The organism is Phyllobacterium zundukense, assembly GCF_002764115.1.
GTDB lineage: Bacteria > Pseudomonadota > Alphaproteobacteria > Rhizobiales > Rhizobiaceae > Phyllobacterium > Phyllobacterium zundukense.
In genome coordinates, this window is sequence record NZ_CP017940.1 from 305,307 (window position 1) to 330,136 (window position 24,830).

General features: G+C 56.8%; 26 protein-coding genes. 15 read left to right on the plus strand and 11 right to left on the minus strand.

Annotated features, from left to right (window positions below; genetic code table 11):
- The first annotated feature begins 119 nt into the window (after positions 1 to 119).
- Positions 120 to 869: a YebC/PmpR family DNA-binding transcriptional regulator gene (locus BLM14_RS01505; RefSeq protein ID WP_099997780.1), complete on the plus strand. Its 750-nt coding sequence runs from the start codon at positions 120 to 122 to the stop codon at positions 867 to 869.
- A 68-nt stretch (positions 870 to 937) separates the two neighbouring features.
- Here the strand turns inward: BLM14_RS01505 and BLM14_RS01510 are convergent, their stop codons facing one another.
- Together BLM14_RS01510 and rpmE are read right to left on the minus strand one after the other, a co-directional pair.
- Entirely contained in the window at positions 938 to 2,362 is a 1,425-nt protein-coding gene (locus tag BLM14_RS01510) for an APC family permease (protein WP_099997781.1), read from the minus strand.
- Between the two features lie 205 nt (positions 2,363 to 2,567).
- Positions 2,568 to 2,789, minus strand: a complete 222-nt coding sequence (gene rpmE / locus BLM14_RS01515; RefSeq protein WP_099997782.1) for a 50S ribosomal protein L31 — start codon at positions 2,787 to 2,789, stop codon at positions 2,568 to 2,570.
- Between the two features lie 70 nt (positions 2,790 to 2,859).
- On the opposite strand from rpmE, the gene BLM14_RS01520 reads away from it, so the two are divergent.
- Complete coding sequence (locus BLM14_RS01520) at positions 2,860 to 4,800, plus strand: ABC transporter transmembrane domain-containing protein (RefSeq protein WP_204251979.1); 1,941 nt, start codon at positions 2,860 to 2,862, stop codon at positions 4,798 to 4,800.
- A gap of 66 nt (positions 4,801 to 4,866) precedes the next feature.
- Complete coding sequence (locus BLM14_RS01525) at positions 4,867 to 5,217, plus strand: DUF1304 domain-containing protein (RefSeq protein WP_099997784.1); 351 nt, start codon at positions 4,867 to 4,869, stop codon at positions 5,215 to 5,217.
- A gap of 3 nt (positions 5,218 to 5,220) precedes the next feature.
- On the opposite strand, the gene BLM14_RS01530 is transcribed toward BLM14_RS01525, so the two are convergent.
- The 7 genes from BLM14_RS01530 to BLM14_RS01560 form a co-directional block, all read right to left on the minus strand.
- Positions 5,221 to 6,252, minus strand: a complete 1,032-nt coding sequence (locus BLM14_RS01530) for a peptidoglycan -binding protein (protein WP_099997785.1) — start codon at positions 6,250 to 6,252, stop codon at positions 5,221 to 5,223.
- 2 nt (positions 6,253 to 6,254) lie between these two features.
- A complete protein-coding gene (locus BLM14_RS01535; protein WP_099997786.1) occupies positions 6,255 to 7,277 on the minus strand; it encodes a MotA/TolQ/ExbB proton channel family protein in 1,023 nt (340 codons plus the stop codon).
- Positions 7,278 to 7,488: 211 nt separating this feature from the next.
- A complete protein-coding gene (locus BLM14_RS01540) occupies positions 7,489 to 8,280 on the minus strand; it encodes an inositol monophosphatase family protein (protein WP_099997787.1) in 792 nt (263 codons plus the stop codon).
- A 65-nt stretch (positions 8,281 to 8,345) separates the two neighbouring features.
- Entirely contained in the window at positions 8,346 to 8,909 is a 564-nt protein-coding gene (efp, locus tag BLM14_RS01545) for an elongation factor P (protein ID WP_099997788.1), read from the minus strand.
- A 183-nt stretch (positions 8,910 to 9,092) separates the two neighbouring features.
- A complete protein-coding gene (locus tag BLM14_RS01550; RefSeq protein ID WP_099997789.1) occupies positions 9,093 to 10,256 on the minus strand; it encodes a M20 aminoacylase family protein in 1,164 nt (387 codons plus the stop codon).
- Positions 10,257 to 10,350: 94 nt separating this feature from the next.
- Positions 10,351 to 11,436 carry a tetratricopeptide repeat protein gene (locus tag BLM14_RS01555; protein ID WP_237143434.1) on the minus strand — a complete coding sequence of 362 codons (1,086 nt, stop codon included), beginning with the start codon at positions 11,434 to 11,436 and terminating at the stop codon, positions 10,351 to 10,353.
- A gap of 5 nt (positions 11,437 to 11,441) precedes the next feature.
- Positions 11,442 to 12,098: a thiamine phosphate synthase gene (locus BLM14_RS01560; protein ID WP_099997791.1), complete on the minus strand. Its 657-nt coding sequence runs from the start codon at positions 12,096 to 12,098 to the stop codon at positions 11,442 to 11,444.
- 227 nt (positions 12,099 to 12,325) lie between these two features.
- On the opposite strand from BLM14_RS01560, the gene BLM14_RS01565 reads away from it, so the two are divergent.
- From BLM14_RS01565 to BLM14_RS01575, 3 genes are all read left to right on the plus strand, one after another.
- Positions 12,326 to 13,093, plus strand: a complete 768-nt coding sequence (locus BLM14_RS01565) for a sulfite exporter TauE/SafE family protein (protein WP_099997792.1) — start codon at positions 12,326 to 12,328, stop codon at positions 13,091 to 13,093.
- A 137-nt stretch (positions 13,094 to 13,230) separates the two neighbouring features.
- Positions 13,231 to 14,424 carry an OpgC family protein gene (locus tag BLM14_RS01570; protein WP_099997793.1) on the plus strand — a complete coding sequence of 398 codons (1,194 nt, stop codon included), beginning with the start codon at positions 13,231 to 13,233 and terminating at the stop codon, positions 14,422 to 14,424.
- A 137-nt stretch (positions 14,425 to 14,561) separates the two neighbouring features.
- Positions 14,562 to 16,211 carry an acyl-CoA synthetase gene (locus BLM14_RS01575; protein ID WP_099997794.1) on the plus strand — a complete coding sequence of 550 codons (1,650 nt, stop codon included), beginning with the start codon at positions 14,562 to 14,564 and terminating at the stop codon, positions 16,209 to 16,211.
- 2 nt (positions 16,212 to 16,213) lie between these two features.
- On the opposite strand, the gene BLM14_RS01580 is transcribed toward BLM14_RS01575, so the two are convergent.
- Positions 16,214 to 16,600, minus strand: a complete 387-nt coding sequence (locus BLM14_RS01580) for a RidA family protein (RefSeq protein WP_099997795.1) — start codon at positions 16,598 to 16,600, stop codon at positions 16,214 to 16,216.
- Between the two features lie 83 nt (positions 16,601 to 16,683).
- Between BLM14_RS01580 and BLM14_RS01585 the strand changes: the two genes are divergently transcribed.
- From BLM14_RS01585 to ruvB, 5 genes are all read left to right on the plus strand, one after another.
- Positions 16,684 to 17,214 (plus strand): Lrp/AsnC family transcriptional regulator, encoded by a 531-nt coding sequence (locus BLM14_RS01585; protein ID WP_418314195.1) that lies wholly within the window; start codon positions 16,684 to 16,686, stop codon positions 17,212 to 17,214.
- A gap of 380 nt (positions 17,215 to 17,594) precedes the next feature.
- On the plus strand, positions 17,595 to 18,128 hold the full coding sequence (gene rcdA / locus BLM14_RS01590; RefSeq protein ID WP_099997797.1) for a protease adaptor protein RcdA: 534 nt from the start codon (positions 17,595 to 17,597) through the stop codon (positions 18,126 to 18,128).
- A 100-nt stretch (positions 18,129 to 18,228) separates the two neighbouring features.
- Positions 18,229 to 18,756, plus strand: coding sequence for a crossover junction endodeoxyribonuclease RuvC (ruvC, locus tag BLM14_RS01595; RefSeq protein WP_099997798.1), 528 nt, complete (start codon positions 18,229 to 18,231; stop codon positions 18,754 to 18,756).
- Positions 18,753 to 19,370: a Holliday junction branch migration protein RuvA gene (gene ruvA, locus BLM14_RS01600; RefSeq protein ID WP_099997799.1), complete on the plus strand. Its 618-nt coding sequence runs from the start codon at positions 18,753 to 18,755 to the stop codon at positions 19,368 to 19,370. The genes ruvC and ruvA overlap by 4 nt, the downstream gene beginning before the upstream one ends.
- A gap of 40 nt (positions 19,371 to 19,410) precedes the next feature.
- Positions 19,411 to 20,451 carry a Holliday junction branch migration DNA helicase RuvB gene (ruvB, locus tag BLM14_RS01605; protein ID WP_099997800.1) on the plus strand — a complete coding sequence of 347 codons (1,041 nt, stop codon included), beginning with the start codon at positions 19,411 to 19,413 and terminating at the stop codon, positions 20,449 to 20,451.
- Between the two features lie 3 nt (positions 20,452 to 20,454).
- Here ruvB and BLM14_RS01610 read toward each other — a convergent pair whose 3' ends face one another.
- A complete protein-coding gene (locus BLM14_RS01610; RefSeq protein ID WP_099997801.1) occupies positions 20,455 to 21,765 on the minus strand; it encodes a glycoside hydrolase family 5 protein in 1,311 nt (436 codons plus the stop codon).
- On the opposite strand from BLM14_RS01610, the gene ybgC reads away from it, so the two are divergent.
- The 4 genes from ybgC (at position 21,764) to BLM14_RS01630 (ending at position 24,794) form a co-directional block, all read left to right on the plus strand.
- The gene (gene ybgC / locus BLM14_RS01615) at positions 21,764 to 22,246 is read left to right on the plus strand and encodes a tol-pal system-associated acyl-CoA thioesterase (RefSeq protein WP_099997802.1); all 483 of its coding nucleotides are present in this window, start codon (positions 21,764 to 21,766) and stop codon (positions 22,244 to 22,246) included. The two genes, BLM14_RS01610 and ybgC, sit on opposite strands and share 2 nt — an antisense overlap.
- 229 nt (positions 22,247 to 22,475) lie before the next feature.
- On the plus strand, positions 22,476 to 23,183 hold the full coding sequence (gene tolQ / locus BLM14_RS01620; protein WP_099997803.1) for a protein TolQ: 708 nt from the start codon (positions 22,476 to 22,478) through the stop codon (positions 23,181 to 23,183).
- A 45-nt stretch (positions 23,184 to 23,228) separates the two neighbouring features.
- Positions 23,229 to 23,678, plus strand: coding sequence for a protein TolR (gene tolR / locus BLM14_RS01625; RefSeq protein WP_099997804.1), 450 nt, complete (start codon positions 23,229 to 23,231; stop codon positions 23,676 to 23,678).
- Between the two features lie 6 nt (positions 23,679 to 23,684).
- Positions 23,685 to 24,794: a hypothetical protein gene (locus tag BLM14_RS01630; protein WP_099997805.1), complete on the plus strand. Its 1,110-nt coding sequence runs from the start codon at positions 23,685 to 23,687 to the stop codon at positions 24,792 to 24,794.
- Positions 24,795 to 24,830: the final 36 nt, after the last annotated feature.

The following is a 24,830-nucleotide window of genomic DNA, read 5'->3' on the forward strand; positions in this document are numbered from 1 at the left end:
TTTTACCTATAAGGGCGCCATTCCAGAAGCATGTTTCCGTTCGGAGCAGCCCGCAGCTCTCTCTTGCAGGGCCCCTGACGCGAAACATCAGCAACCGTAATTAAGCATGCAGGGGTGCCATGGCAGGCCATTCACAGTTCAAGAACATCATGCACCGCAAAGGGCGCCAGGACGCCGTTCGGTCGAAAATCTTCTCCAAGCTCGGGCGCGAAATTACTGTCGCCGCCAAGCAGGGGCTGCCTGATCCGGCGATGAACCCGCGCTTGCGTCTGGCTGTGCAGAACGCCAGGGCGCAGTCTATGCCCAAGGACAATATCGAGCGGGCCATCAAGAAGGCCGCCGGTGGCGACGCCGATAATTACGAAGAAGTCCGTTACGAAGGGTATGGCCCGGGTGGCGTTGCCGTCATCGTCGAAGCCTTGACCGATAACCGCAACCGCACAGCTTCCAATGTGCGCGCGGCTTTCACCAAGGCTGGCGGTGCATTGGGCGAAACCGGGTCGGTTGGTTTCATGTTCAACCGCGTCGGCGAAATCACCTACAAGCCGGACGCCGGCAGCGCCGACAAGGTCATGGAAGCTGCGATCGAAGCGGGCGCGGATGACGTTACGAGCGATGAAGACGGTCACGTGGTCCTATGCGCCTTCGAAGATATTGGTGATGTATCGAAGGCGCTGGAAGGCGCTCTCGGCGAAGCCGAGTCGATCAAAGCGATCTGGAAGCCGCAGACAACTGCACCGGTGGATGAAGAAAAGGCTCAGTCGGTTCTTCGTTTGATCTCAACGCTGGACGACGATGACGACGTTCAGAACGTCTATGCGAATTTCGAGGTAAGCGACGAAGTCCTGGCCAAGCTCAGCGCAGCCTGATCTGTCGCAAGATCATATCAGGTTCAATCCCGCCAGTCGAAAGCCTGGCGGGATTTTTGTTTTATGATTCAGTTGACCGGTCCGTCGCCGCCCAGAGATTCCATGTCCGGCTCGGCCGGTTCCACGCCCGTGGCTCGATTGACCAGAATGGTGACCACCCACAAGGCAATGCCGATCCCGATCAAAATACCGGCAATCTTGTATTGTACCGAATCGCGCCCGGTCCAGGGACCGGCGAAGAATGCGCAGGAAATTGCACCCAGAACGGGCAGGAATGTCGGCGTGCGGAAATGTGTGTGATCAACTCTCTCCCGCCGCAGGACCAGAACGGCGATATTGACGACGGTAAATACGAACAACAGCAGCAGCGCTGTTGTCCCGCCTAGCGCCGGGACCTCGCCGACAAACATGATCAGGGCAAACGCCAGCAATGTGGTGAACGCAATGGCCAGATAGGGGGTGCGGCGCGTCGGATGCACCTTGCCGAACAATGGCGGCAGCACATGTTCGCGGCTCATGCCGTAGACCAGACGGCTTGCCATCAACATGTTGATAAGGGCGCTATTGGCGACGGCGAACATGGTGATGAAGCCGAAAATCCACAATGGGAAATTGGGTGCCCCTGCCTGAACGACCTTGAGCAAAGGTGTTTCACCTTCGCCGAGATCTGCCGGTGAGACCAGTGTGATGGCCGAAATCGAAACCAGTACGTAGATCGCCCCGGTGATGAAGAGGCCAGCCAAGAGAACCTTCGGAAAGATGCCCGATGGGTTCTTGCATTCTTCGGCCATGTTGACCGAATCTTCGAAGCCGACCATGGCGAAGAAGGCAAGAGTGGTAGCGGCCATGACCGACCAGAAGACGCTGGAATCGGGTGATGTGGCAAATTGCGTGATGCGCGAGACGTCCCCCTGACCACCGGCAATGGCCCAGAGCCCGATGAAGATGATGATCAGCAGACCGGTAAGTTCCACCATCGTGAGAACCACATTGGCTTTCACGCTCTCGCCAACGCCGCGGAAATTCACAGCGGCGACGACCGCCATGAACGCCAGCGCAACGAGCGAGATGCCGATCCCGGTTTCCAGATTGAGCTGGAATGCCCCCGAAAGATTGGCTGCGAAAGCACGCGAGGCTGTCGATGCGGAAGTAATGCCCGAGCACATGACAGTGAAGGCGACGATAAAGGTAATGAAGTGGATGCCGAATGCCTTGTGCGTATAAAGCGCAGCGCCCGCCGCCTTCGGATACTTCGTTACGAGTTCAAGATAGCTGAAGGCGGTGACGACGGCGACGACGAATGCCACAAGGAATGGCAGCCAGACCACACCGCCAACCTGCTTGGCTACTTGGCCGGTGAGCGCGTAGATACCCGTTCCCAGAATGTCACCAACAATGAACAGAAGCAGAAGCCAGGGACCCATGACCCTGTGAAGACTTGGCTCGATCGCCGTCCCCGAAACGGTATCGCTACCTGAAGTCACATCAGCCATCGGGCTCTCCTTCCCTTCGCATGCAGACAAGAAAAAGCTATTGGCGAATCAGCCACTTGTCAAACTGCTAGGCGGATAGGGGATTGCGGCTGTGCCTTATGCCAGAGTGCGGAACACCTTGAGGTTCAGTCCGGTTCGCTTTGCGGCAAACAAAAACGGCCCCGAATGAACGGAGCCGTTTTCAAATCCAGTTTGCCAGACGGTCTTATATACCGAGATTGGCGAAACGGCTCTTGAACTTCGATACGCGGCCGCCACGATCGGTCAGCTGCTGCGAACCGCCGGTCCATGCCGGATGGGTGGACGGATCGATATCGAGGTTCATCGTATCGCCTTCCTTGCCCCAGGTGGAACGGGTGAAGTATTCGGTGCCATCGGTCATGACAACCTTGATGGTGTGGTAATCGGGATGAATCTTGGCTTTCATCTGTATCGTCCTAAACTAGAGGGCACAAAACCAGAGCCACTGCCTAAGTGGAATGCCGGTCCGGAGCCGATTGGTAGAGATGAAGCCAAACGTCACAGGGGCGTGGGCTTCCAAAACTGTTGGCGAGCCTATACATCAGCCTTTAAGCAATAACAAGGCCGTCTGGCCGCAAAGTCGCAAAAGCGATGTGAGGAAGACAGAGACAATGGCCGATATGGCTTTTGAAGAAGCGGAGAGGAAGCGGCGTTCGTTGAAGCCGCTGCGTCGCATCTTCCCATATATGTCCCGCTACAAGGGAATGATGGCCGGTGCATTGGTTTCATTGATCCTTGCGGCGGCGACGACCCTGACGCTTCCGCTCGCCGTCCGGCGCATGATCGATCACGGCTTTACCGGCGCCAATGGAGCCTTCATCAACAATTATTTCGGCATGCTGGTCCTACTCGCCGCCCTTCTCGCCATTGCTTCAGCTGGCCGCTATTATTTTGTCATCACACTTGGCGAGCGGATTGTTTCCGACCTGCGCCACGATGTGTTTGCCCACCTGACACGGCTTTCGCCTGCGTTTTTCGACAGTACCCAATCCGGCGAGATCGTCTCGCGGCTGACGGCGGATACGACGCAAATCAAATCGGCGGTCGGGGCTACGGCCTCGGTTGCCCTGCGCAATGTCATACTGGCCTTTGGTGCCATCGTGATGATGATCATCACCAGTCCCAAACTTTCCGGCCTGGTGATTGCTGCAATCCCCTTGATCATTATTCCTCTGGTCGCATTCGGCCGCTCGGTTCGGCGCCGCTCGCGGGCTGCTCAGGATACGCTGGCAAATGCGACGGCCTATGCAAGCGAGTCCATCGTCTCCGTGCGTACGTTGCAGGCCTTTACCAACGAGAAGCTGGCCACCGGGCGGTTTGGGGCTTCGGTCGAAGACGCCTTCCTTGCAGCCAAGTCCTCGGTGAAGGCTAGGGCTATCCTGACGGCCTTCGCGATCTTCATGATCTTTTCCAGCGTGGTTGCCGTGCTCTGGTTTGGCTCGCGCGATGTTCTTTCCGGCGCAATCACACCGGGAACGCTTGGACAGTTCCTGCTCTATTCCGTGTTTGCCGCCGGCGCCCTGGGTGCGCTTTCGGAGGTCTGGGGTGAGCTAAGCCAGGCTTCGGGAGCCGCGGAACGGCTGATGGAAATCTTGGCCGAAAAGCCGGCTATTGCAGCGCCAGCTAATCCTGTCGCGCTGCCCCAGCCGCCAGTTGGTTCGGTCGTTTTCGACGACGTGCGGTTCAATTATCCGACGCGTCCCGACGCGCCCGCACTGAAGGGCCTCGATTTCGCCATTCAGCCGGGGGAGACGGTCGCGATTGTCGGCCCGTCCGGCGCAGGCAAGAGCACAGTGTTTTCGTTGCTGCTGCGCTACTACGATCCGGTTTCCGGCAGCATTCGCGTGGATGGTGTCGATCTACGTGAGGCCGATCCGACCGATCTGCGATCACGTATCGCCATTGTTCCGCAGGATACGACGATTTTTGCCACAACGGCGCGTGACAATATCGGTTTTGGCCGGCCGGGTGCCGGCAATTCCGAGATCGAGGCCGCCGCCAAGGCGGCGCTCGCGCATGAGTTCATCGAGGCGCTCGATCATGGTTATGGTACACAAGTTGGCGAGCGTGGTGTGACACTGTCTGGCGGCCAGCGCCAGCGTGTCGCCATTGCCCGTGCCATCCTGCGCGACGCGCCGATCCTGTTGCTCGATGAGGCAACCTCTGCGCTCGATGCCGAAAGCGAGATGCTGGTGCAGCAGGCGCTCGATCACTTGATGCAGGGCAGGACAACACTGGTAATAGCCCATCGCCTTGCTACCGTGCTCAAGGCCGACCGTATCCTTGTGATGGAGGATGGCCGTATTGTCGAGGAAGGCACGCATCAGACACTGGTCAAGAGGAACGGTATCTATGCCGGCCTTGCCAAGCTGCAATTCGAAGCGGGCGCCGACGCATTCAAGGGCGCTGCAGAATAATCCTGCCCATTGCCAATCAAACCCTCCAATGCTTTGGTTCGTTTCGTAGCAAAGGGGACGGTGGGGATGATTGCAAATGTTCTGACAGCAGTGGTGGCGCTCCTGCATGTCTATTTCATGTTTCTGGAAATGATTGCTTGGGACAAACCGCTAGGGCTGAAAACCTTCAGGCTGACGCAGGAATTCGCTTCGGCCTCCAAGGCTCTCGCCATGAACCAGGGACTTTATAATGGCTTCCTGGTTGCTGGGCTGGTCTGGGGGCTGTGGCTCGGCGATGCGGGCTTTGCCATTAAGGCGTTTTTCCTCGGCTGTGTGATCGTCGCAGGGGTGTTCGGTGCGTTGACCGTTGGCAGGAAAATTCTCTTCGTGCAGGCGGGGCCTGCCTTGCTGGCGCTGCTTGCACTGGTCTACGCCTGAGCTTCAGCGCTCCGTGAGCTTCAGTTCGATACGCCGATTGCGAGCACGGACTTCCGGTGTTTCGCCAGGTTCAAGCGGCTGGAATTCGCCGAAACCTGCTGCGACGAGGCGGTTTGCCGGGACTCCGTTGGCAATCAGGAATTTGACCACGGAAATGGCGCGCGCGGATGACAGCTCCCAATTGTCCTTGAACTGACCGGTCCCGGAAAGAGCGACGTTGTCGGTGTGACCATCAACGCGCAGAACCCAGTTGATCTCATCAGGGATTTCCTTCTGCAGCTCGATCAAGGCGACAGCGAGTTTTTTCATTTCCTCGGAACCAGCTTCATTCAAAACCGCTGTGCCGGAAGGAAACAGCACTTCGGATTGGAAAACGAAGCGATCTCCGACAATGCGGATATTTTCGCGGTCGGAGAGGATTTCACGCAGGCGGCCGAAAAAGTCGGAGCGGTAACGGTTGAGTTCCTGAACGCGCTGCGCCAAGGCCACATTCAAGCGCTTGCCGAGGTCGGCAATCTTGGCATTGGATTCCTTGTCGCGCGATTCAGAAGCGTTGAGCGCGTCTTCCAGAGCGCCGATCTGCTTGCGCAGGGCCATGATCTGCTGGTTCAGGATTTCGACCTGCGACAGCGCTCGGGCGCTGATCTGTTTTTCGCTTTCAAGGCCGCTGGAAAGTTCGTTGATCTTGCCCTCAGCGGCAGCACCCGCGCCTGCGCCTTGAGAAAGCAGAGACTGGAGGCGCGATTGCTCGTTTTGCGCATTGGTGAGCGACGCCTGAAGATTGGCGATCGTATCTTCCAGATCCTGCTTGTTGCCTTGCTCAAGCGACAGGAGCTGCGTGAGTTCGTTTATCTGCGAGTTGAGCCGATTGAGAACGGCGTCCTTGCCGGTGATCTCCTGGCTCAGAAGAAACTGTGCCAGCACGAACACTGACAACAGGAACATGATCGACAACAGCAAGGTCGATAGCGCGTCGACGAAACCTGGCCAGTAATCAACGTGACGGAGGGCTTTGCGGTTACGACCCAAGGCCATATTCAGTTTGCCTTGTCACGGGAGATCGCATCTCCCAGTTTGGCGAGCGTCTGGCGGATGGATTTTTGCTCGTCCGCCTGCTTTTCCACCCAATCGCGCATCATCTGTTGTTCCGTGCGCATGTTCTTCACAAGCCCCTGAATGCCCTCGGCAAGACTTGCCAAGGCTGCCGTCGTGCGCTGGCTTGAGCCACCGGTCTCCTGAATGTTCTGCAGGCGCTCCGACAAGGCCCGGAGTTCGTCGGATGTACCGCTGCTCGCCGCATCAAGCGCATGCAGGTCGGAACCGAGATCGGTGACACTGGAAAGCCAGTTTTCAAGCTCCGTATAAAAGCGGTTTTGTGCACGACCGGCCTGCAGATCAAGGAAGCCGAGAATAAGCGAGCCTGAAAGGCCGAAGAGCGAAGATGAGAAGGCTGTCCCCATGCCACGAAGCGGCGATTGCAAACCGGCTTTCAGCGAGTCGAGGACACTGTTGGCGTCACCCGCGCGCGGGTCGAGCGACTGGATGGTCTGGCCGATGGAGCCGATCGTTTCCAGCAGGCCCCAGAATGTGCCGAGAAGGCCGAGAAATACCAGGAGGCCGATCAGGTAGCGGGAGATGTCGCGCGTTTCATCGAGGCGGGAGGCGATCGAATCGAGCATCGACCGCATCGCACTGGTCGAAAGGGCCATTGATTGGCGCCGCCCGATCAAGGCACGCATTGGCGCGAGCATCACCGGCTTGGCACTCGGATCATTATTGCCCTGGCGGAAGGAATTGACCCAGCGCACTTCGGGAAAGAGGCGAATGACCTGACCAAAGCCGAGGAGAATACCAACGACGAGGACGCCAATAATCAGGCTGTTGAGTCCGGGATTGGTGACGAAGAAGACGTGAATCTGACGAAAGAGAATAGCGGCGAGAAAAGCGACGATCGCAAGGAAGATCGCCATGGATAAAAGAACGAACCGTGGGCTGGAGAGCCGGTAAGGATCATAATCATCGCCGTCCATACCCTGGCGGGTCGAACTGAAATCAGCCATTGCATCGTCTCCGCGTCGCCTACCCGGTGCATTCAAGAATGCACCACCCTCTTACGGCTTAACCTGGACGTTATCTATCCAAGCCAAATCGATTTCTGCGACCCTAACCGAAATTGCGGTGAAAATGGAAGGTACAATGAGGCAACGGTTGAATTTGTTCTTCTCCGTGAAAAATTCAACCGGATTTGAGGCAGGCCAATGAGCGAGAACTCTAGATCGGCTTCTTGAGGGTCTTTACAAGGGCCCGCTGGATAGCTTCGTTGCCGGCCACGATCGATTTGCTTTCAATCACGTCCTGTCCGCCGTCGAAGTCGGTCACAAAGCCGCCTGCCTCACGAACCATGATGATTCCGGCGCCAATATCCCAGGGCGAAAGACCATTTTCCCAGAAGCCGTCCAAGCGGCCCGCTGCTACGTAGGCAAGATCCAGCGCCGCTGCACCCATGCGGCGCACACCCGACACTTCACCCATGACATTGCGGAGTTCCACGAGATAATTGCCATGGTGACCGCGGCCAATGTGGGGAACACCTGTGCCGATCACGGAATCAACCAGCTTGATACGGCCGGAAACGCGCAGGCGGCGGTCGTTGAGGAACGCCCCACCACCACGCTCGGCCGTGTAAAGCTCGTCCATGGCAGGATTGAAGATCACACCGGCCACGATCTGGCCCTGGCGTTCGAGGGCTATGGAAACCGCAAAAATCGGGATGCCATGCAGGAAGTTGGTGGTGCCATCCAGTGGATCGACCAGCCAGCGATGCTGGCTGTCAACGCCCTCGATCACGCCCGATTCTTCCATCAGGAAGCTGTAATCAGGACGGGCACGGCGTAGTTCCGCATAGATGATTTCTTCGGCCTTCTTGTCTGCCTGGCTGACATAATCGCCCGGACCTTTAAGGGAGACCTGCAGATTCTGTACTTCGCCAAAATCGCGCGCCAGCGAGCGCCCTGCCTTCATAGCAGCTTGCACCATTACATTGAGGATCGCTGAACGCGCCATTTCGGGTTATTTCTCCGTCAAATCAAAAATCAAACAGGCACCCAGGAGCGGGCGCCTGAGCCGGCTCAGTCAGCGCGGCGGACATAGGTCAATTCGTTTGTATCCACGATAATGCGCTCGCCGGACGAAATGAACGGCGGCACCAGAACGCGAATGCCGTTTTCGAGAACTGCCGGCTTGTAGGACGAGGCGGCCGTCTGGCCCTTTACGACCGGATCAGCCTCAGTGATCTCCAGCGTCACGTAATCGGGGAGCGAGATACCGATCGGGCGCTCGTCATAGAGCTCAACCGTGACCATCATACCGTCCTGCAGGAAAGCGGCGCGATCACCGACAAAATCCTTTTGCAGCTCAAGCTGTTCGTAACTCGCAGTATCCATGAAAATCAGTGCTTCGCCCTGTTCGTAGAGGAAGGAGAAATCCTTCTGCTCAAGGCGGACTTTCTCGACGGTCTCGGCGGAGCGAAAGCGTTCGTTGAGCTTTGTGCCGTTGATAAGATTTTTCAATTCCACCTGGTTGTAGGCGCCGCCCTTGCCGGGTTTGACGTGATTGGTTCTGACCGCAATCCAAAGGCCGCCATCATGTTCGATCACATTGCCTGGACGGATTTCATTACCGTTGATTTTCATTTGTCTATCCGGATTGAAGTTGTGAGTTGGCGCCAACAGTGGTCGCAGCGCTCAATAATGGCGCCTCCAAGACCACAAATTCGTGCAATAGGCAAGAGAAAGCGCAAAAACCGCTACCTTGATCGCTTCAGCCTGACGGGCATCTGCCACATCAGGCTGAATTCTCAACGGTCTCGGAACGCCTCAGGCGGCCAATGCTTTCTCGGCCAATGACACCCAGTAGCTGATGCCATAGGGGATGGCGTCGTCATTGAAATCATAGGCGGAATTGTGAAGGCCGGGCGTATCGCCGTTACCAAGAAAAACGAAGGCGCCTGGACGGCTTTCCAGCATGTATGAAAAGTCCTCGGCGCCCATCACCGGCGGCATACTCGTATTGACCGCCGCATCACCGACGATCGTTTGAGCAATGCTGACGGCAAAATCCGTTTCGCGATCATGATTGAATGTAACGGGATAGCCCTGATGATAATTGACCTCCGCCTTGCCACCGAAGACAGCGGCAGTCGACTCGGCAATCTCCGTCAGCCGCTTCTGCGCGAATTCACGAATCTCCGGCACGAGCGTCCGAACCGTGCCGCCGAGCGTGATGACATCGGGGATGACGTTGGTGGCATCGCCGCCGTTGAGCTGTGTCACGGATACGACAAGCGCTTTCAGCGGGTCTGTCTCGCGTGATACGATCGATTGCAAGGCCAGGATGATGTGTGCCGAAATCACCACCGGGTCGATGGTGGTATGTGGCTTGGCAGCGTGACCGCTGCGGCCTGTAACCGTTATCTCAAACTCGTTGGTAGCGGCCATGATCGAACCCTTGCGGGTTGCGAACTGGCCGACGGGAAGGCCAGGCGCATTGTGCATCCCATAGACTTCGCGGATCGCAAAGCGGTCCATCAAGCCATCGTCGATCATGGCGAGGGCGCCAGCGCCGCCTTCTTCGGCTGGCTGGAAGATAACAGCGATCGTGCCCCTGAAATTGCGCGTTTCCGCAAGGTATTGTGCAGCGCCAAGCAGCATGGCGGTATGGCCATCATGACCACATGCGTGCATTTTGCCGGGGACCTTTGAGGCCCAGGGTTTGCCGCTGGCTTCGGCGATAGGCAGTGCGTCCATATCAGCGCGAAAACCGATCACCGGCCCATCACCGTGACGCCCATGAATAAGGCCGACTACGCCGGTCTTGCCAATGCCTGTCTCGACGCTGTCGCAGCCAAATTCCCGCAGTTTCTCTGCTGCGAAGCGCGATGTTTCGTGCACATCGTACAGAATTTCTGGATTTTCATGCAAATGCCTCCGCCATTCGGCGACGTGTTGTTGCATTTCATGCGCACGGTTGATCAGGGGCATTTTCAGTTTCCATTCCCTTGGAGTCACTTATTCATTGTATCGAAAAGCTATGCCGGGCACGCACGTTCCGTCAACGCCACAAATCACCGATGGCTCATTGCAGACTGTTTGCCTGCGTGATTGCCGCCTGCTTCTGGGCGTCGTCGAGGCCATCCATGAAGGAATCGAGATCCGGGTCGTTCAAGCCGGCACGCTTGGCAACGATGTACCAGGCCGCCGCCTTGATGAAGTCGCCCTCTACACCGATGCCATCACGATACAGCTTGGCCAGTCGCGCCTGCGCCGCGACATTACCGCCGGTTGCGGCACGCAACATCCACCCAAAGCCTGTCTTATAGTCGTGCGGGCCCCCAAGCCCCGCGACAAGCCAGCTACCAAGGTCAAGCTGCGCCGTGTCGTAACCCTTGATCGCGGCTTTGATCAGATAAAGCCTTGCCTTGGGCATGTCGCGAGGAATGGTTGGAGTGCCATTCGCGAGGATCTGGCTGATGGCATATTCACCGTCAGGAAGGCCTTTATCCGCTGCTTTTTGAAACCATGGATAGGCGTTATCCAGTCCTGTGGTCCCTGGCCGCTCCTGCATCAGGATCTGTCCATAGTTGAACTGCGCCGCAGCATTTCCAGCATCGGCGGCAGCCTTCATCAGTTCTTTGGCCTTCTTCGTATCCTTTGGCACGTACTTGCCTTGCAGCAGGATGCCTGCGTAGCGGAATTGCGCCTCGGGGATGCCTTGTTCGGCCGCCTTGCCATACCACTTTGCCGATTCGGCCATATTGATCGGGATGCCGAGGCCGCGCGCCTGCAATTCAGCAAGCAGAACCTGCGCTGCCGCGTCACCGCTTTCAGCACGCGGCAACGCAAGATTGAATGCCGTCTTGTAGAGACCGCGCTGGTACGCGCCGAAGGCTTCATCTTCAAGCCCTTTACCAAACCGTGTCGGATTGATCGTATCGAGCGCGGGATCGCCCGGTGATTTCGGCTTGTCCTGTTTCGTGGTGGTGACGGGCACACCGGCAGGTTGAGCGGCCGCTGGAGCAGGGGCTGCAACGGCAGGCTTTCCGGGTTCACTAGCCGGCGGCGTTTGAACTGTCGTCTGGGCAATGCCCTTCACTGTCAAAACCGGGAAGGCCATCAGCACCACCGCAACAGTACAAAGCAGTTTTCCTGATCTTGCGCCCATGGGTATTATTCCTCAAATCGCGGTGCATGCTCGTCAAGAAGCCGGTTTGCCTCTCTGATAGCCGTTGCAGGATCGGTTCCGTCAAAGATAGCGGTGCCGAGGGCGATAAATTCTGCGCCGGTCATCGCCGCCTCGGGGATACTTTCAAGCGTGTTGCCTGCCTGGATAATGCAAGGGATCTCGACCAAGGACGCCCACCAGTCGGCAAGTTCAACATTGCGTGGATGCGCGTCCGGCTTGGTGTCGGCCCCGATCTTGCCGAAGAGCACATAATCCGGCTGCGCTTCGCCGATCTCAAGTGCCGTATGGCGATTCTTGATATTGCCGGTACCCACGATCATCTTGGGGGAAAACCGCGCGACATTGGCTGCAATGTCGGCGACCGGCCCTTCAACATGCAGGCCATCCGCCTTGACCCGTCCGGCGATCTGGGTGTTGCCGACGATAATGGCAGCAACGCCCGCATTCTGGATGATCGGAACAGCGGCCTCGGCGATGGTCTGGAACAGGGTTTCATCAGCGTCGTATGCGGGTAGCAAGACGGACGCGACGTCTCCACCGGAAAGTGTGTTTCCAAGCAGCCTGGCAAGTTCATCAGCACTCGCAGCCGGGGGCGCGATCAGAACGATACGGCAGCGTTGAGGTGTCGGTTCGGTGTTCATGGGCTGCAACCTCACAATCGTTCTCTATAGAATGGGCAATCATGATAGAATTCGGGCATAGAGGATGACATGTGCTTTGAATAGTCCTTTCCTCGAACGGACCTGTTTGCCCTCCAGTGCATAATCAATACCGTGTGTATCAAATCGGGGCATATTTCCAAAAAGCATTTTTCAATTGTGACAAGCGGGGTTAAAGGAGGGAGTCCCCTCCTGCCGGATTTCCCGCCATGTCTGATCTTCTGATGAACCCATGGTTCTATGCTGCCGCCGTTCCTGCCACGATTCTGATCGGGCTCTCCAAGGGCGGTCTTGGCGGCGCCATGGGGCAGGTCGGTGTTCCGCTGATGGCACTGGTCATGCCGCCGGTTCAGGCTGCGGCGATCATGCTGCCGATCCTGATCATCATGGACGTGGCTAGTCTGTGGTCATGGCGCGGGTACCGTGATGCCAAGACGTTGAAGCTCATGTTACCAGGTGGTTTGCTGGGTGTCGGTATTGGCTGGCTTACCGCCTCGATCGTTACCGATGACATGGTGAAGCTGATTGTCGGTGTCATAGCGATCGTATTTTTCGCACGCTATTTTTTCGTGAGCGCCGCGAAGCGCTCAATCGCACAACCACACAATGCCGCTTCCGCAACGTTCTGGTCGACGATCGCCGGCTTCACAAGTTTTGTGGCGCACGCAGGCGGCCCGCCATACCAGGTTTATGCCTTGCCGTTGCGGCAAGATCCCAAGATTTATAACGGAACCAGCGTTATATTTTTTGCCATCATCAATGCAGTGAAGGTCATTCCCTATTTCGCGCTCGGTCAATTCGATACGGCGAATCTGGAAGCATCTGCCGTTCTGATTCCCCTTGCACCGTTGGCCACTTTTGCCGGTGCCTGGATCGTAAAACGCATGCGCCCCGAGGTTTTTTATCCCTTCATGTACGTCATGATCCTGCTGATGGGACTCAAGCTTACGTACGACGGAATCGTCAGCCTGTTATAATCGTCAACGAAAGTTGATCGGGCGAAACGCAACTTTTGCCCTATGTCAACATTACCCATCACAACGCCTAAGTGAGTCGCTTCCTATCGAGGCCGGAAGCGAATTTGAATTTGCATGACAGGATATCGGTGAACGCTATGACACAGAATCAGCTCAAACAGCGGGACACCCGTATTGATGTTTTCCGGGCTTTGGCGTTGCTGACGATCTTCGTCAACCATGTTCCGGGTACCGTCTATGAGAATTTGACTCTCAAGAACTTCGGCTTTTCCGATTCTGCTGAAGCTTTTGTGCTGATTTCCGGCATAGCCGTAGGACTGGCCTATGGCTCCAAGTTTGAGCCTGGCAACCGCTTTCTCATGACGCTCAAGGCTTGGCGGCGGGCAGCAACGCTTTACAGCACGCATATTCTGACGACGATCGCGACATTGGCGATTTTCTGTGCCGCGGGCATCTATCTGAAACGGCCCGACTTCATGTCGTTCATCAATATTGGTCCGCTGATGGACCAGCCAGCAAAGGCGCTTATCGGCCTTGCCACGATGGGCCACCAGCTTGGCTACAACAATATCCTCTCGATGTACGGCGTGCTGCTGCTGATGCTGCCGGTCTTTCTCATGATTGCCAGCATCAGTATTTCGGTCATGGTCGTGCTTTCTGGCACCTTGTGGCTGGTGTCCGGTGTGTATCAGATTGCGCCACCAAACTATCCGACAGATGGCGTGTGGTTTCTCAATCCGCTGTCGTGGCAGTTCCTGTTCGTCATCGGCATTGCAGGTATAATGCATGTGCGCCGGGGCGGTAGCATTGCCTTCAACAAGTTTCTGTTTGGACTCTCGGTCGCCTATATCCTGATTGCATTGATCTGGGTGCGTTGGCCGCTGTGGGGTGTTGATACTTCGCTGGGCCTTCCGATGGTCGTCACCGGTTTCGACAAGACGTTCCTGTCGCTCACCCGCCTCGCTCACGTTCTGGCGCTGGCCTATGTCATTGTCTCGGTTCCGGCAATTTCCAATTTTGCGCGCACCTCGGTAGACCATCCGCTGGCCATTCTCGGTAAGCATTCCCTCCCGGTTTTCGTCGCGGGTACCATCCTTGCGATGGTGGCGCAGGTCGTCAAGGTGATGAATCCCGGCGGCTTGCTGGACGATACGCTGCTGATTGCCAGCGGAATCATGGCGCAATTTGCGCTTGCCTATTATCTCGAATGGCTGCCGCGCATCGGTTGGGGCGGCCGCCCGGTCCAACAGACTGCAAAACCAAAGCCCGTCGTCACGGGCAAGCCCGTGGGGGCCAGCATGAAGCCCGCGACAAGAACAGTCATGTCCTGACCACCACGTTGCCACAGACCAGATTAGCCCGCTCCCGATGATCAGAGCGTGCTTTTCTTTTGCCCTTTCGAAAAACCGGTAGCCTCGCTTCGCCGGCTTGGTCTAAGCTTCGCCGACTATTGCGTTGGGAGGCGTTGATGGGCAAAATTTTCGATCATGATCTTGAGCGCAATCCGGCAAACCACCAGCCGTTGACGCCGTTGTCCTATCTCGAGAGGGCGGCGCGCGTCTATCCTACCCGCACGGCGATCATCCACGGGTCGCAGCGCGTTGATTACGGGACTTTTTACCGCCGGACGCGTCAACTGGCCTCTGCACTTTCCCGGCAAGGTATCGGCAAGGGCGACACGGTCAGCGTCATGCTTTCCAATACACCTCCCATGCTGGAAGCACATTTCGGCGTGCCCATGACGAAAGCTGTCTTGCATTCCCTGAATACCCGCCTTGATGCTGCTGTCATTGCCTTCCAGCTCGATCATGCGGAAACCAAGGTTGCGATTGTCGATACGGAGTTTTCCGGCGTATTTCGCGAGGCGCTCAAGCTTGCCAACGTCAAGCCGACAGTCATTGATTTTGTCGATGACCAATATCCGGCCGACGCGCCCTATCCGCAAGGTAAGCCGTTTGGCGACATGGAATACAATGCCTTCGTGGAGGCCGGTGACCCTGACTATGCTTGGTCCATGCCCGACGATGAATGGGATGCCATTACGCTCAATTATACGTCCGGTACCACAGGCAATCCGAAAGGGGTTGTCTACCATCATCGTGGTGCTGCGCTGATGGGCTATGGCAACATCATTGCGTCTGGCATGGCGCGTTATCCGGTCTATTTGTGGACACTGCCGATGTTCCACTGCAACGGCTGGTGTTTTCCCTGGACGCTGGCACTCCAGTTCGGCACCCATGTCTGTCTTCGCTGGGTAAGAGCCAAGCAGATATATGATGCGATTGCCGATCATGGTGTCACGCATCTGTGCGGTGCGCCCATCGTCATGTCGACGCTGATCAATGCGGCCGAGAGCGACAAACGCGCGTTTCCGCAGACGGTGACGTTCAATACGGCCGCCGCGCCGCCGCCAGAATCGATTCTGGCCGGCATGGCAAATGCCGGGTTTGCCGTCACCCATCTTTATGGTCTTACCGAGACCTACGGACCAGCTGTCGTCAATGAGTGGCAGGATGAATGGGACGCGCTTGAAACGTCTTCGCGCACGGCCAAGAAGGCGCGCCAGGGTGTGCGTTATGCCGCGCTGGAGGATCTTGCGGTTCTCGATCCCGAAACCATGGCGCCTGTACCGGCCGACGGTGAAACAATCGGCGAGGTGATGTTCCGCGGCAATATCGTCATGAAGGGTTACCTCAAGAACCGCCAAGCCAGCGACGAGGCATTCGCCGGCGGATGGTTTCACTCCGGCGACCTCGGGGTGATGCATCCGGACGGCTATATCCAGCTCAAGGATCGGTCGAAGGACATCATTATTTCAGGCGGCGAGAACATTTCGTCCATTGAAGTCGAGGATGCGCTCTACAAGTTCCCGGCTGTCAGTGCCTGCGCCGTTGTTGCGCGTCCGGATGACAAATGGGGGGAAACGCCACTCGCATTCGTCGAACTGAAGTCGGGGCATCAAGCCAGCGAAGAAGAACTTATCGCCCATTGCCGCACGCTGCTGGCGCGGTTCAAATGCCCCCGGCATGTGCTGTTCGAGCCGATACCGAAGACATCGACTGGTAAGATCCAGAAGTTCGAATTACGCAAACGCGCCAAGTTACTTTCTGGCGGATAGGTTTAAGCCGCAGCAATAATTTCAAGCTCGACTAGCCATTCGGCGGACAGGGTTTGAACGACAATGGCCGTGGTCGGAACAATATTTCCCTGCAGCGCCGCAACACGAGCGTTCTGGTTCTCCGTCGCAAAGGCTGCGTCACGCAAATAGCTTGTCACCCTGACGATATTGGCGACCGTCATTCCGGCCGAGGCGAGGATCGTGCGGATGTTCGCCCAGACCAGCTCCAACTGCTCTGCAACGTTTCTTCCGGCTGCTCCGGTTGCGTCGAGGCCCATCGTGCCGCTGAGATAGACGATTCGCTCCGGCCTGCTGATTTCCAAAGCGTGAACGTAATCTGGCGTTGCGGCATAAATTCCGTCGACCGGGTTGTGTGTGATACGCTTCATCGCTTTTCTCGCTCTTAACAAAATTTCCTTCTGCATTACATTGTTATTGCCGAATGAAATTTTGCACCAAGGAAAACTGCACCGTGAACGAGGAAACGAACGGCGTTCGGAGCAAGCGGCCAGCCAATGCCACGCTCGATGGCTTCGACCGAAAGATATTAGGGGCGCTCGTCGAGGAGGCCGGCTTAAGTTATGCGAGAATCGGTGAGAGGGTAGGGCTTTCGGCGCCGGCTGTGTTTGAGCGGGTCAAGCGCTTGCGCAGCGCCGGAGTAATAGGTTCGGTTAGCGCGCGTCTCGATGGCGAATCGGTGGGCAAACCGCTTCTCGCCTTTGTACATGTAGACACGACAGGCTGGGGCAAGAGTGAGCGGCTGATGCGCATGCGCGAATTCCCGGAGGTGGAGGAAATGCACTCGGTGGCTGGCGATACCGGGATGATCCTCAAGGTGCGCACGCAGGGCCCGCAAGCACTGGAGCACCTGCTCTTGCAGCTTTATGTGATCCCCGGCGTCACCGCCTCACGCAGCTACGTCGTCCTATCCACCTATCTCGACCGCCCGGTCCAGGCCGATGTCACGCTGGACTGGCCAAAGCACCCGTTGCCTGAGGAATGAAGGCAGAGCTGGACCAACGCGAGAGCAGTCTCTTTAACTTGATTGTTGGTGTTAACCAGTTGTTAAGCATTACAATCTATAAATTGATCATCCAGTTTTCTGGATTCTTACCAAGTGGTTTGGCCACTTTGTTTGACGCCTCCCTGTTAGACTCCTGAGAGCCGCCCCGTTTTGCGGCTCTTTTTTTATGTTCATATCTTTCCGTCGACCCTGCCGTTAACCCTTTATTAAGGATAAACTTGCGCTCATGTGAGGATGCAGGCAGGTTGCTGGGGAATACTGCCCGCCGACTGTTGTGGTGCCACGCTTGCTGTTCCAGTAAGGGAGCACTGCTTTGGCAAAATTGCGGATCGTGGCAGCGCATTTAGGTAACAGGGCATATGATGGCTGAACAGGAATTCCACGTGGACAACACGATAAGGCTCGCAGAGCGTATGGTCCGCTCGGAGAGCTTCAATCATCTTTACGATGAAGGCATGAGCCTCGTGGAAGAAGCCGCATCCTATCTCGATGGCGAGGGCCGAGAGGAGGCGCGGCGGTTGTCGCGTATCGCCGCAACGCTCTATGCAGCCGAGTCGATGCGGTTGACAACGCGTCTGATGCAGGTGGCGTCCTGGCTGCTCCTGCAGCGCGCATCACGAAGCGGCGAGATGACGCTGGAGCAGGTGCTTTCCGAGAAAGCCAAGGTGCGCCTCGATACGGATTCAGCGCCTGAAACCGTAACGGGCTGGGATGAGATTCCGCTTTCCTATTGCGATATTGTGCACCGTTCCTTGCGCTTGCAGGCTCGCGTCCGGCAGATGGACGATGAGATCTACAATGAAGGTGTCGGCGCCGAGCAGCGACGGATGCTCTCGGCCAATCCGGTTTCGGATCAGATCACCCTTCTTGCGACGGCATTCAGCCATCGCTGATACCGTTTCTTTGTAAATCCTGCATATAACGCATATATTTGTTTCTCTTTTGTTCACCTTTCTGCTGTCAACATGTGTGACACATGGATAAGGTCACGGCATGAAAGAAGCGATTCGAATCATCGGTATTGATCCCGGCCTCAGGCGGACCGGGTGGGGCATCATCGAGACGCTCGGCAACTCCTTGCGCTTCGTGGCGGCCGGTACAATCCTTTCCGACGCCAAACTCGATCTCGCTTCACGCCTTTGTCAATTGCATAACGGTCTGGCGGCGGTGATCCACCAGTTGGTGCCGCATGAGTCCGCTGTTGAACATACGTTCGTTAACAAGGACGCGACCGCAACGCTGAAACTCGGCCAGGCGCGTGGCATTGCCTTGCTCGTCCCGGCACTTGCCGGATTGCATGTCGCCGAATACGCGCCAAATGCGGTCAAAAAGGCGGTTATCGGCGTCGGGCATGGCGAGAAGCAGCAAATCCACATGATGGTGAAGGTGCTGATGCCGAAGGCGACGTTCGATACGGACGATGCTGCCGATGCACTGGCGGTTGCCATCTGTCACGCGCATCATCGGCAAAGCGCGATCGGGCGCATCGCGATCGAGCAGAAACTGGCGGCACTCGGATGATTGGAAAACTCAAAGGTACTGTTGACGAAATCGGCGAGGATCATGTGATCGTCGATGTGCATGGTGTTGGCTATGTCGTCTATTGTTCGGCACGGTCCCTATCAAACATGCCTGGACCGGGCGAAGCCGTGGTGCTGCTCATCGAAACCTATGTACGCGAGGATATGATCCGGCTTTTCGGCTTCGGCACTGCGCTGGAACGTGAATGGTTCCGTCTGTTGCAGAGCGTACAGGGCATCGGCGCCAAGGTGGCATTGAGTGTGCTCGGCACGCTGACGCCATCTGATCTCGCCAATGCCATTGCTTTGCGCGATATCGCCATGGTGAGCCGTGCGCCGGGTGTCGGCAAACGGGTCGCCGAGCGTATCGTTACGGAACTCAAGAACAAAGCGCCCGCCTTTGCTGGTGAAGGAATGGGCACCATCGGGCTCAAGCAGGAGCTCGGTGAAGGCGTTGCACCCGCGCCTGTTACAGATGCGGTGTCGGCTCTGACCAATCTTGGCTATTCACGCGATCAGGCAGCCAACGCAATTGCCGCTGCATTGAAGAATGCCGGCGAGGGCGCCGACTCCACGAAGCTTATCCGGCTGGGTCTGAAGGAATTGTCGCGCTAATGCGGTTGTTTGAAGAGGCGCATTGTGCGAGGACAGGCGCATGAGCGATGCAAGCCGCCTGATTACACCCGACAAGCGCGGCGAGGATTTCGATACCTCGCTGCGTCCGCAAACACTTGCCGATTTCGTCGGTCAGGCTGCAGCGCGCGCCAATCTCAAAGTCTTCATCGAGGCAGCCAAGTCACGCGGCGAAGCTCTCGACCATGTGCTGTTCGTTGGTCCGCCCGGTCTCGGCAAGACCACGCTGGCGCAGATCATGGCCAAGGAACTTGGCGTCAATTTCCGCTCGACCTCGGGACCTGTGATCGCCAGAGCAGGCGACCTGGCGGCACTTTTGACCAATCTCGAAGAGAACGACGTCCTGTTCATCGATGAAATCCACCGCCTCAATCCGGCTGTCGAGGAAATTCTCTATCCGGCGATGGAGGACTACCAGCTCGACCTGATCATTGGCGAAGGCCCTGCCGCGCGTTCAGTGAAGATCGATCTCGCCAAGTTCACCCTCGTTGCCGCCACGACGCGGCTCGGGCTCTTGACCACGCCATTGCGGGACCGTTTCGGTATTCCAGTCCGGCTCAATTTTTATACTGTAGAAGAACTGGAACACATCGTACGGCGCGGTGCACGGATCATGGGCATCGGCATGACCGATGATGGTGCGCTGGAAGTTGCACGCCGCGCCCGCGGAACCCCGCGCATTGCCGGGCGGCTGTTGCGCCGGGTACGGGATTTTGCCGTTGTCGATGGCAAGGACAAGATCGATCGTGAGACCGCCGACGCAGCGCTGCTGCGTCTCGAAGTTGATTCGCTTGGGCTAGACCAGCTTGACCGGCGTTACCTCTCGATGATCGCACATAATTTCGGCGGCGGACCGGTGGGGATCGAGACGATCGCTGCTGGTCTTTCCGAACCGCGTGATGCGATCGAGGATATTATCGAACCCTACCTCATCCAGCAGGGTTTTATCCAGCGGACGCCGCGCGGACGTGTTCTGACGGCGAATGCCTGGAAACATCTGGGTCTGAACGCACCGGCGGAGATTATCCAGCAGCAGATCAACCTGTTTCAGGAAGACGATTGAAGTTCACTGAGGTTTCAACCCCAGACCTTTGAGAATAACCGGATCGAGTACACGCTTGTCGTCATCAAGGGTGATTCCAAAGGCGCCACCCCACGACCAGACCGACCAGGGGAAGCCACGCTTTTCCGCGGCACCGGTCATGTCTTTCAAATAGGCGGCACGCCAGGTTGAAGGCATGCGAAATTCCTTCCGGTACTCCTGGCGGATCATGCCGAACTCACCGAGAAATATGCGCTCGGGCGGGATCTCATACTCCTTGCCCCAAGCCTCCGCTTTGTCGAATGGTTCATTCAGCATTGTTAGAACCTGTTCGTAGCTCATTACCCCGCCCGCCATCTCGTTGAACCCGGTCAATAATTCCTCGCGCCGCTCCTCCGGCGCTTTCGCCTCGATTGTCTGCCGCACAGCTGCAAGTCGCTCCTCGAAGGCTTTCTCGCCCATCAGATCCGGCGGATAAGGCAAGCCTTCGACATAACTCATCGAGTCGCCCGTCCAGTCAGCGCCCTGATGGGTGAGGACGTAGGGTTCATAGGAGTGGAATGTCCAGATGACATTGTCGTCGGCAATGCGTTCCGGGTCGATCTTTTCAAGTCCATGAGCGCTGGACCAGCAGCCCCCGGACAAGATCAGTGTATGGTTAGGTATCGCCTTGCGTGCCACCGAATGAAGCTGTTCCAGCATGGAAGGCCATTTGGGAAAGAGGGTGGGATCACAATCAACGACAGGCTCGTTGAACGGTTCAAACGCGGTGGTTGCGGGATCTGTACGGGCCAGCGCCTGGCCCAGACGTCTCACCACATCCAGATAGCGGGAGAAAAGGTCCTTGTCGGCCAGGACCTGGTTCGTGCCGACCTTGCGCACATCGCTTGGAATCGAATGAAGATCAACGATCACCTTGAGCCCGGCCTCATGCAACATATCGACCGATCTGAGTGTTTCGGCAATCAGCCGGGTGACGCGTTTGTCGGAGGCGTCTTCAAGAAATATAGCGGGGTCGATCGGCATGCGGACAAAATCAAAGCCGGCCTTTCTTATATCCTGCAGATTGTCGGCGCTGACGCCCTGACGCCACTCGGGAAAATTGGCGAGTACCGCTTCCTCATCCCAGCGCTCGGGGCCGGGCCATGTGGTCCAAAGATCGAGACTAAGGCCATGTTTCATCGTGAAGGTCGTGGCCGAAGCCGTCACGGGGCCAGCCATCAGACAGGAGAAACAGAGAAGTGCGCGCAATGAGGGCAGAATCAATTCTTTCGCGTCCTTCTGGTCGTGGCTCTGGACAAAATGCCCGCCAAGCCTGCAAAAGGGAAGGACCATGAGCGAAAACAACTCTCAATCAACTATCGCAACCGGACTGGCTGGCGAATTGACGGATGTCGGGCACCGTCTGCTGGCGCGGGTCTATTACGCCGACACGGATTTCTCCGGTATTGTCTATCACGCCCGCTACCTGGAATTTCTCGAGCGCGGACGCACGGATTATTTGCGCCTGCTTGGTGTACACCATTCGGAGCTTGCGGACGGCAAACTCGGCGAAAGTATTGTCTGGGTCGTGCGGCGCATGGAGATCGACTTCAAATCAGCAGCGCGGATCGACGACATATTGACGGTGGAGACCCGCACGGCCGAAATTTCCGGGGCACGGGTGAAAATGGCGCAGGCCATCAAGCGCGGGGATGATCTACTCATCTCAGCTACCGTCGAGGCAGCCATGGTCAATGACGCCGGCCGCCCGCGAAGGTTTCCGGCAGAGTGGATCAAGCTTTTTAAGCCGCAATCGCAGGATCAGACAATTTAAAACAACTCCAACGCCTGAATCATAACTGATCCTTAACCATAACAAACCATGAATAAGGGCGTTCAAACGAGGTGTTTTTGGTTAACGCCTTCGTTTTACCAAAATTAACCGTGAGAAGCCGCAGTGTGGTTACTGGAAAAGATCCGGTTTCAAAACGTGGCTCATCTGGAATGAGAGACGATTGCGCCCCGGTCGACATGCCGGGTTTTCGGATTCGAGGGTAGTGGATATGGAAAATTTAGCGGTTGCCGTCCAGACATCGGACATGTCCTTGTGGGGATTGTTCTGGCAAGCCGGATTTGTCGTCAAACTGGTCATGGTGGGATTGCTCGGTGCATCGATCTGGACCTGGGCAATCATCATCGACAAGATACTCGGATTCGGCCGGGCTAAGCGAGCGTTTGACCGCTTTGAACAAATCTTCTGGTCTGGACAGTCACTCGAAGAGCTCTACCGCAATCTTGGCGACAAGCGCACCACTGGCATGGGCTCCATTTTCATCGCAGCGATGCGGGAATGGAAGAAGTCATTCGAGAAAGGTGCCCGCTCGCCGATCGCATTGCAGATGCGTATCGACAAGGCGATGGATGTGGCGCTGGCACGCGAAAGCGATTATCTCGCCGCACGCCTGACCTTCCTTGCGACCATTGGCTCCGCTGGGCCTTTCATTGGTCTGTTCGGGACAGTCATTGGTATCATGACCTCGTTCATGGGTATTGCGGGTTCGAAATCAACCAGTCTTGCTGTCGTCGCACCGGGTATCGCAGAAGCGCTCCTGGCAACAGCCATCGGCCTTGTCGCCGCTATTCCCGCCGTCATTGCCTACAACAAGCTTTCCAGCGACGCCGGCAAGCTGACTGCGCGCATGGAAGGTTTTGCCGATGAGTTCTCCGCCATACTCTCGCGGCAAATCGATGAGAAGCTGCCGCGCAGCTGAGTAACCGTGTGAATAACCGATACAATAGTTGCGAGATTTAATGCCATGGGCATGTCGATAGGAAACAATGGTTCTTCAGGCGGACGCCGACGGCGCGGACGTTCCAGCAAGGGCGTGATGAGCGAAATCAACGTCACGCCGCTGGTCGACGTCATGCTCGTCCTGCTGATCATCTTCATGGTGACGGCGCCGATGATGACTGTTGGTGTGCCAATCGATATGCCGGAGACATCGGCGCAGACGCTGAACAGCGAAGCTGACCCGATTTACGTGACGATCAACCAGCAGGGTCAGGTCTATCTGCAGGAGACAGAAATTCCGGTCGAAGAAATCGTGCCCAAGCTGCAGGCGATCGCCAAGACCGGTTACAATGAACGGATTTTTGTCAAAGGCGACAAGGCAGCGGATTACGGCACGATCATGAAAGTCATGGCCCAGATATCGGGCTCGGGCTTCAAGAATATTGGTCTCGTCAGTCTACCGGAGGCAAACTGATCAGTCATGCGGGCTAGCGTCACATCCTCCGCAATTATCCATGCTGTCGTGCTCGGATGGGGGCTGTTGTCCTTTTCCGCGCCGACGCCGATGGACATGGCAAATTCAGAGTCGATGCCCATCGATATCGTTTCTGACATCAGCCAGTTGCAGAAGGGTGACAAGAAGGCGCCGAAAGCGGAAAAGCCCGCGCCCAAGCCAACCGAAAAGCCACAAACTCAGCCGGACGCCCAAAATATCGGTGACAGCGAGGTTGATGTAGAGACAAAGCCGACGACAGAGACGAAACCGAAGCCTGTCGAAGCCGCCGAACCACCCAAGCCGTCGGAAATGCCAGTTGCCAAGCCGGAACCTCAGCCCGAGCCGAAACCTGAGGTCAAGCCGGAGCCGAAGCCGACGCCTGTGCCAGCAACGGAAGTGAAGCCGGAGCCAGCTCCCAAGCAGGAAATAAAGCCTGATCCCGTGGCAGAGGCAATCAATGAGCTAAAGAGCGAGCCGGCTCCAGCGGAAACAGCGAAGGTCGAACCGGCCCCGGTGGGTGAAAAGCCGGTTGAAGAGGCATTCAAGCTACCGGAGAACGTTGCCAAGCCGGAAGCAAAGCCGACGCCTCCTGCACAGACAGCGAAGACACCCGATCGCAAGGAAACCCCCGAAAAGCCAAAGCCTACACAGACGGCGTCCACGCCTTCGAAGGAAAAGGACGGAATTGCTGATCAGGTCGCTGATCTGCTCAACAAGCAAAAGCCATCTGCTGCTGGAGCTCAGCGTTCGACCGACCAGTCGTCTCTTGGGGCCGACAAGGCGACGGGCGGTTCAAAGCTCAGCCAGAGTGAAATGGATGCATTGCGCGGGATTATCGAGGGAAACTGGAACAAGCCAGTCGGCGCCGAGGAAACTCCTGAGATGACAATCGTCGTCAAATTCCGCCTGACACAGAATGGCGAAATTGACGGCCGCCCCGAGGTGAGTGGAAGTGGCGGGGATTCGGCCTTGTTGAACGCGGTAAAGAGCAGTGCCCTGAGAGCAGTCATGCGTTCGGCACCATTCAACTTGCCTCAAGATAAATACGACACCTGGTCGAGCGTCGAGCTGACGTTTCATCCAGGTGCCACCTGATCGACAATAGGCCAGCCAAAAGAGGGCCCTGAACTA

Bases quoted from the DNA above. Each gene is read 5' to 3' on its own strand.
- BLM14_RS01630 (WP_099997805.1), top strand. From the start codon at position 23,685: ATGCGGGCTAGCGTCACATCCTCCGCAATTATCCATGCTGTCGTGCTC.
- BLM14_RS01610 (WP_099997801.1), bottom strand. From the start codon at position 21,765: ATGGTCCTTCCCTTTTGCAGGCTTGGCGGGCATTTTGTCCAGAGCCAC.
- BLM14_RS01505 (WP_099997780.1), top strand. From the start codon at position 120: ATGGCAGGCCATTCACAGTTCAAGAACATCATGCACCGCAAAGGGCGC.
- BLM14_RS01540 (WP_099997787.1), bottom strand. From the start codon at position 8,280: ATGGCGCGTTCAGCGATCCTCAATGTAATGGTGCAAGCTGCTATGAAG.
- BLM14_RS01570 (WP_099997793.1), top strand. From the start codon at position 13,231: ATGACACAGAATCAGCTCAAACAGCGGGACACCCGTATTGATGTTTTC.
- BLM14_RS01510 (WP_099997781.1), bottom strand. From the start codon at position 2,362: ATGGCTGATGTGACTTCAGGTAGCGATACCGTTTCGGGGACGGCGATC.
- BLM14_RS01560 (WP_099997791.1), bottom strand. From the start codon at position 12,098: ATGAACACCGAACCGACACCTCAACGCTGCCGTATCGTTCTGATCGCG.
- efp (WP_099997788.1), bottom strand. From the start codon at position 8,909: ATGAAAATCAACGGTAATGAAATCCGTCCAGGCAATGTGATCGAACAT.
- BLM14_RS01575 (WP_099997794.1), top strand. From the start codon at position 14,562: ATGGGCAAAATTTTCGATCATGATCTTGAGCGCAATCCGGCAAACCAC.
- BLM14_RS01555 (WP_237143434.1), bottom strand. From the start codon at position 11,436: ATGGGCGCAAGATCAGGAAAACTGCTTTGTACTGTTGCGGTGGTGCTG.
- BLM14_RS01550 (WP_099997789.1), bottom strand. From the start codon at position 10,256: ATGCCCCTGATCAACCGTGCGCATGAAATGCAACAACACGTCGCCGAA.
- rpmE (WP_099997782.1), bottom strand. From the start codon at position 2,789: ATGAAAGCCAAGATTCATCCCGATTACCACACCATCAAGGTTGTCATG.
- BLM14_RS01530 (WP_099997785.1), bottom strand. From the start codon at position 6,252: ATGGCCTTGGGTCGTAACCGCAAAGCCCTCCGTCACGTTGATTACTGG.
- BLM14_RS01565 (WP_099997792.1), top strand. From the start codon at position 12,326: ATGTCTGATCTTCTGATGAACCCATGGTTCTATGCTGCCGCCGTTCCT.
- rcdA (WP_099997797.1), top strand. From the start codon at position 17,595: ATGATGGCTGAACAGGAATTCCACGTGGACAACACGATAAGGCTCGCA.
- ybgC (WP_099997802.1), top strand. From the start codon at position 21,764: ATGAGCGAAAACAACTCTCAATCAACTATCGCAACCGGACTGGCTGGC.
- BLM14_RS01525 (WP_099997784.1), top strand. From the start codon at position 4,867: ATGATTGCAAATGTTCTGACAGCAGTGGTGGCGCTCCTGCATGTCTAT.
- BLM14_RS01580 (WP_099997795.1), bottom strand. From the start codon at position 16,600: ATGAAGCGTATCACACACAACCCGGTCGACGGAATTTATGCCGCAACG.
- tolQ (WP_099997803.1), top strand. From the start codon at position 22,476: ATGGAAAATTTAGCGGTTGCCGTCCAGACATCGGACATGTCCTTGTGG.
- BLM14_RS01535 (WP_099997786.1), bottom strand. From the start codon at position 7,277: ATGGCTGATTTCAGTTCGACCCGCCAGGGTATGGACGGCGATGATTAT.
- tolR (WP_099997804.1), top strand. From the start codon at position 23,229: ATGGGCATGTCGATAGGAAACAATGGTTCTTCAGGCGGACGCCGACGG.
- ruvA (WP_099997799.1), top strand. From the start codon at position 18,753: ATGATTGGAAAACTCAAAGGTACTGTTGACGAAATCGGCGAGGATCAT.
- ruvB (WP_099997800.1), top strand. From the start codon at position 19,411: ATGAGCGATGCAAGCCGCCTGATTACACCCGACAAGCGCGGCGAGGAT.
- ruvC (WP_099997798.1), top strand. From the start codon at position 18,229: ATGAAAGAAGCGATTCGAATCATCGGTATTGATCCCGGCCTCAGGCGG.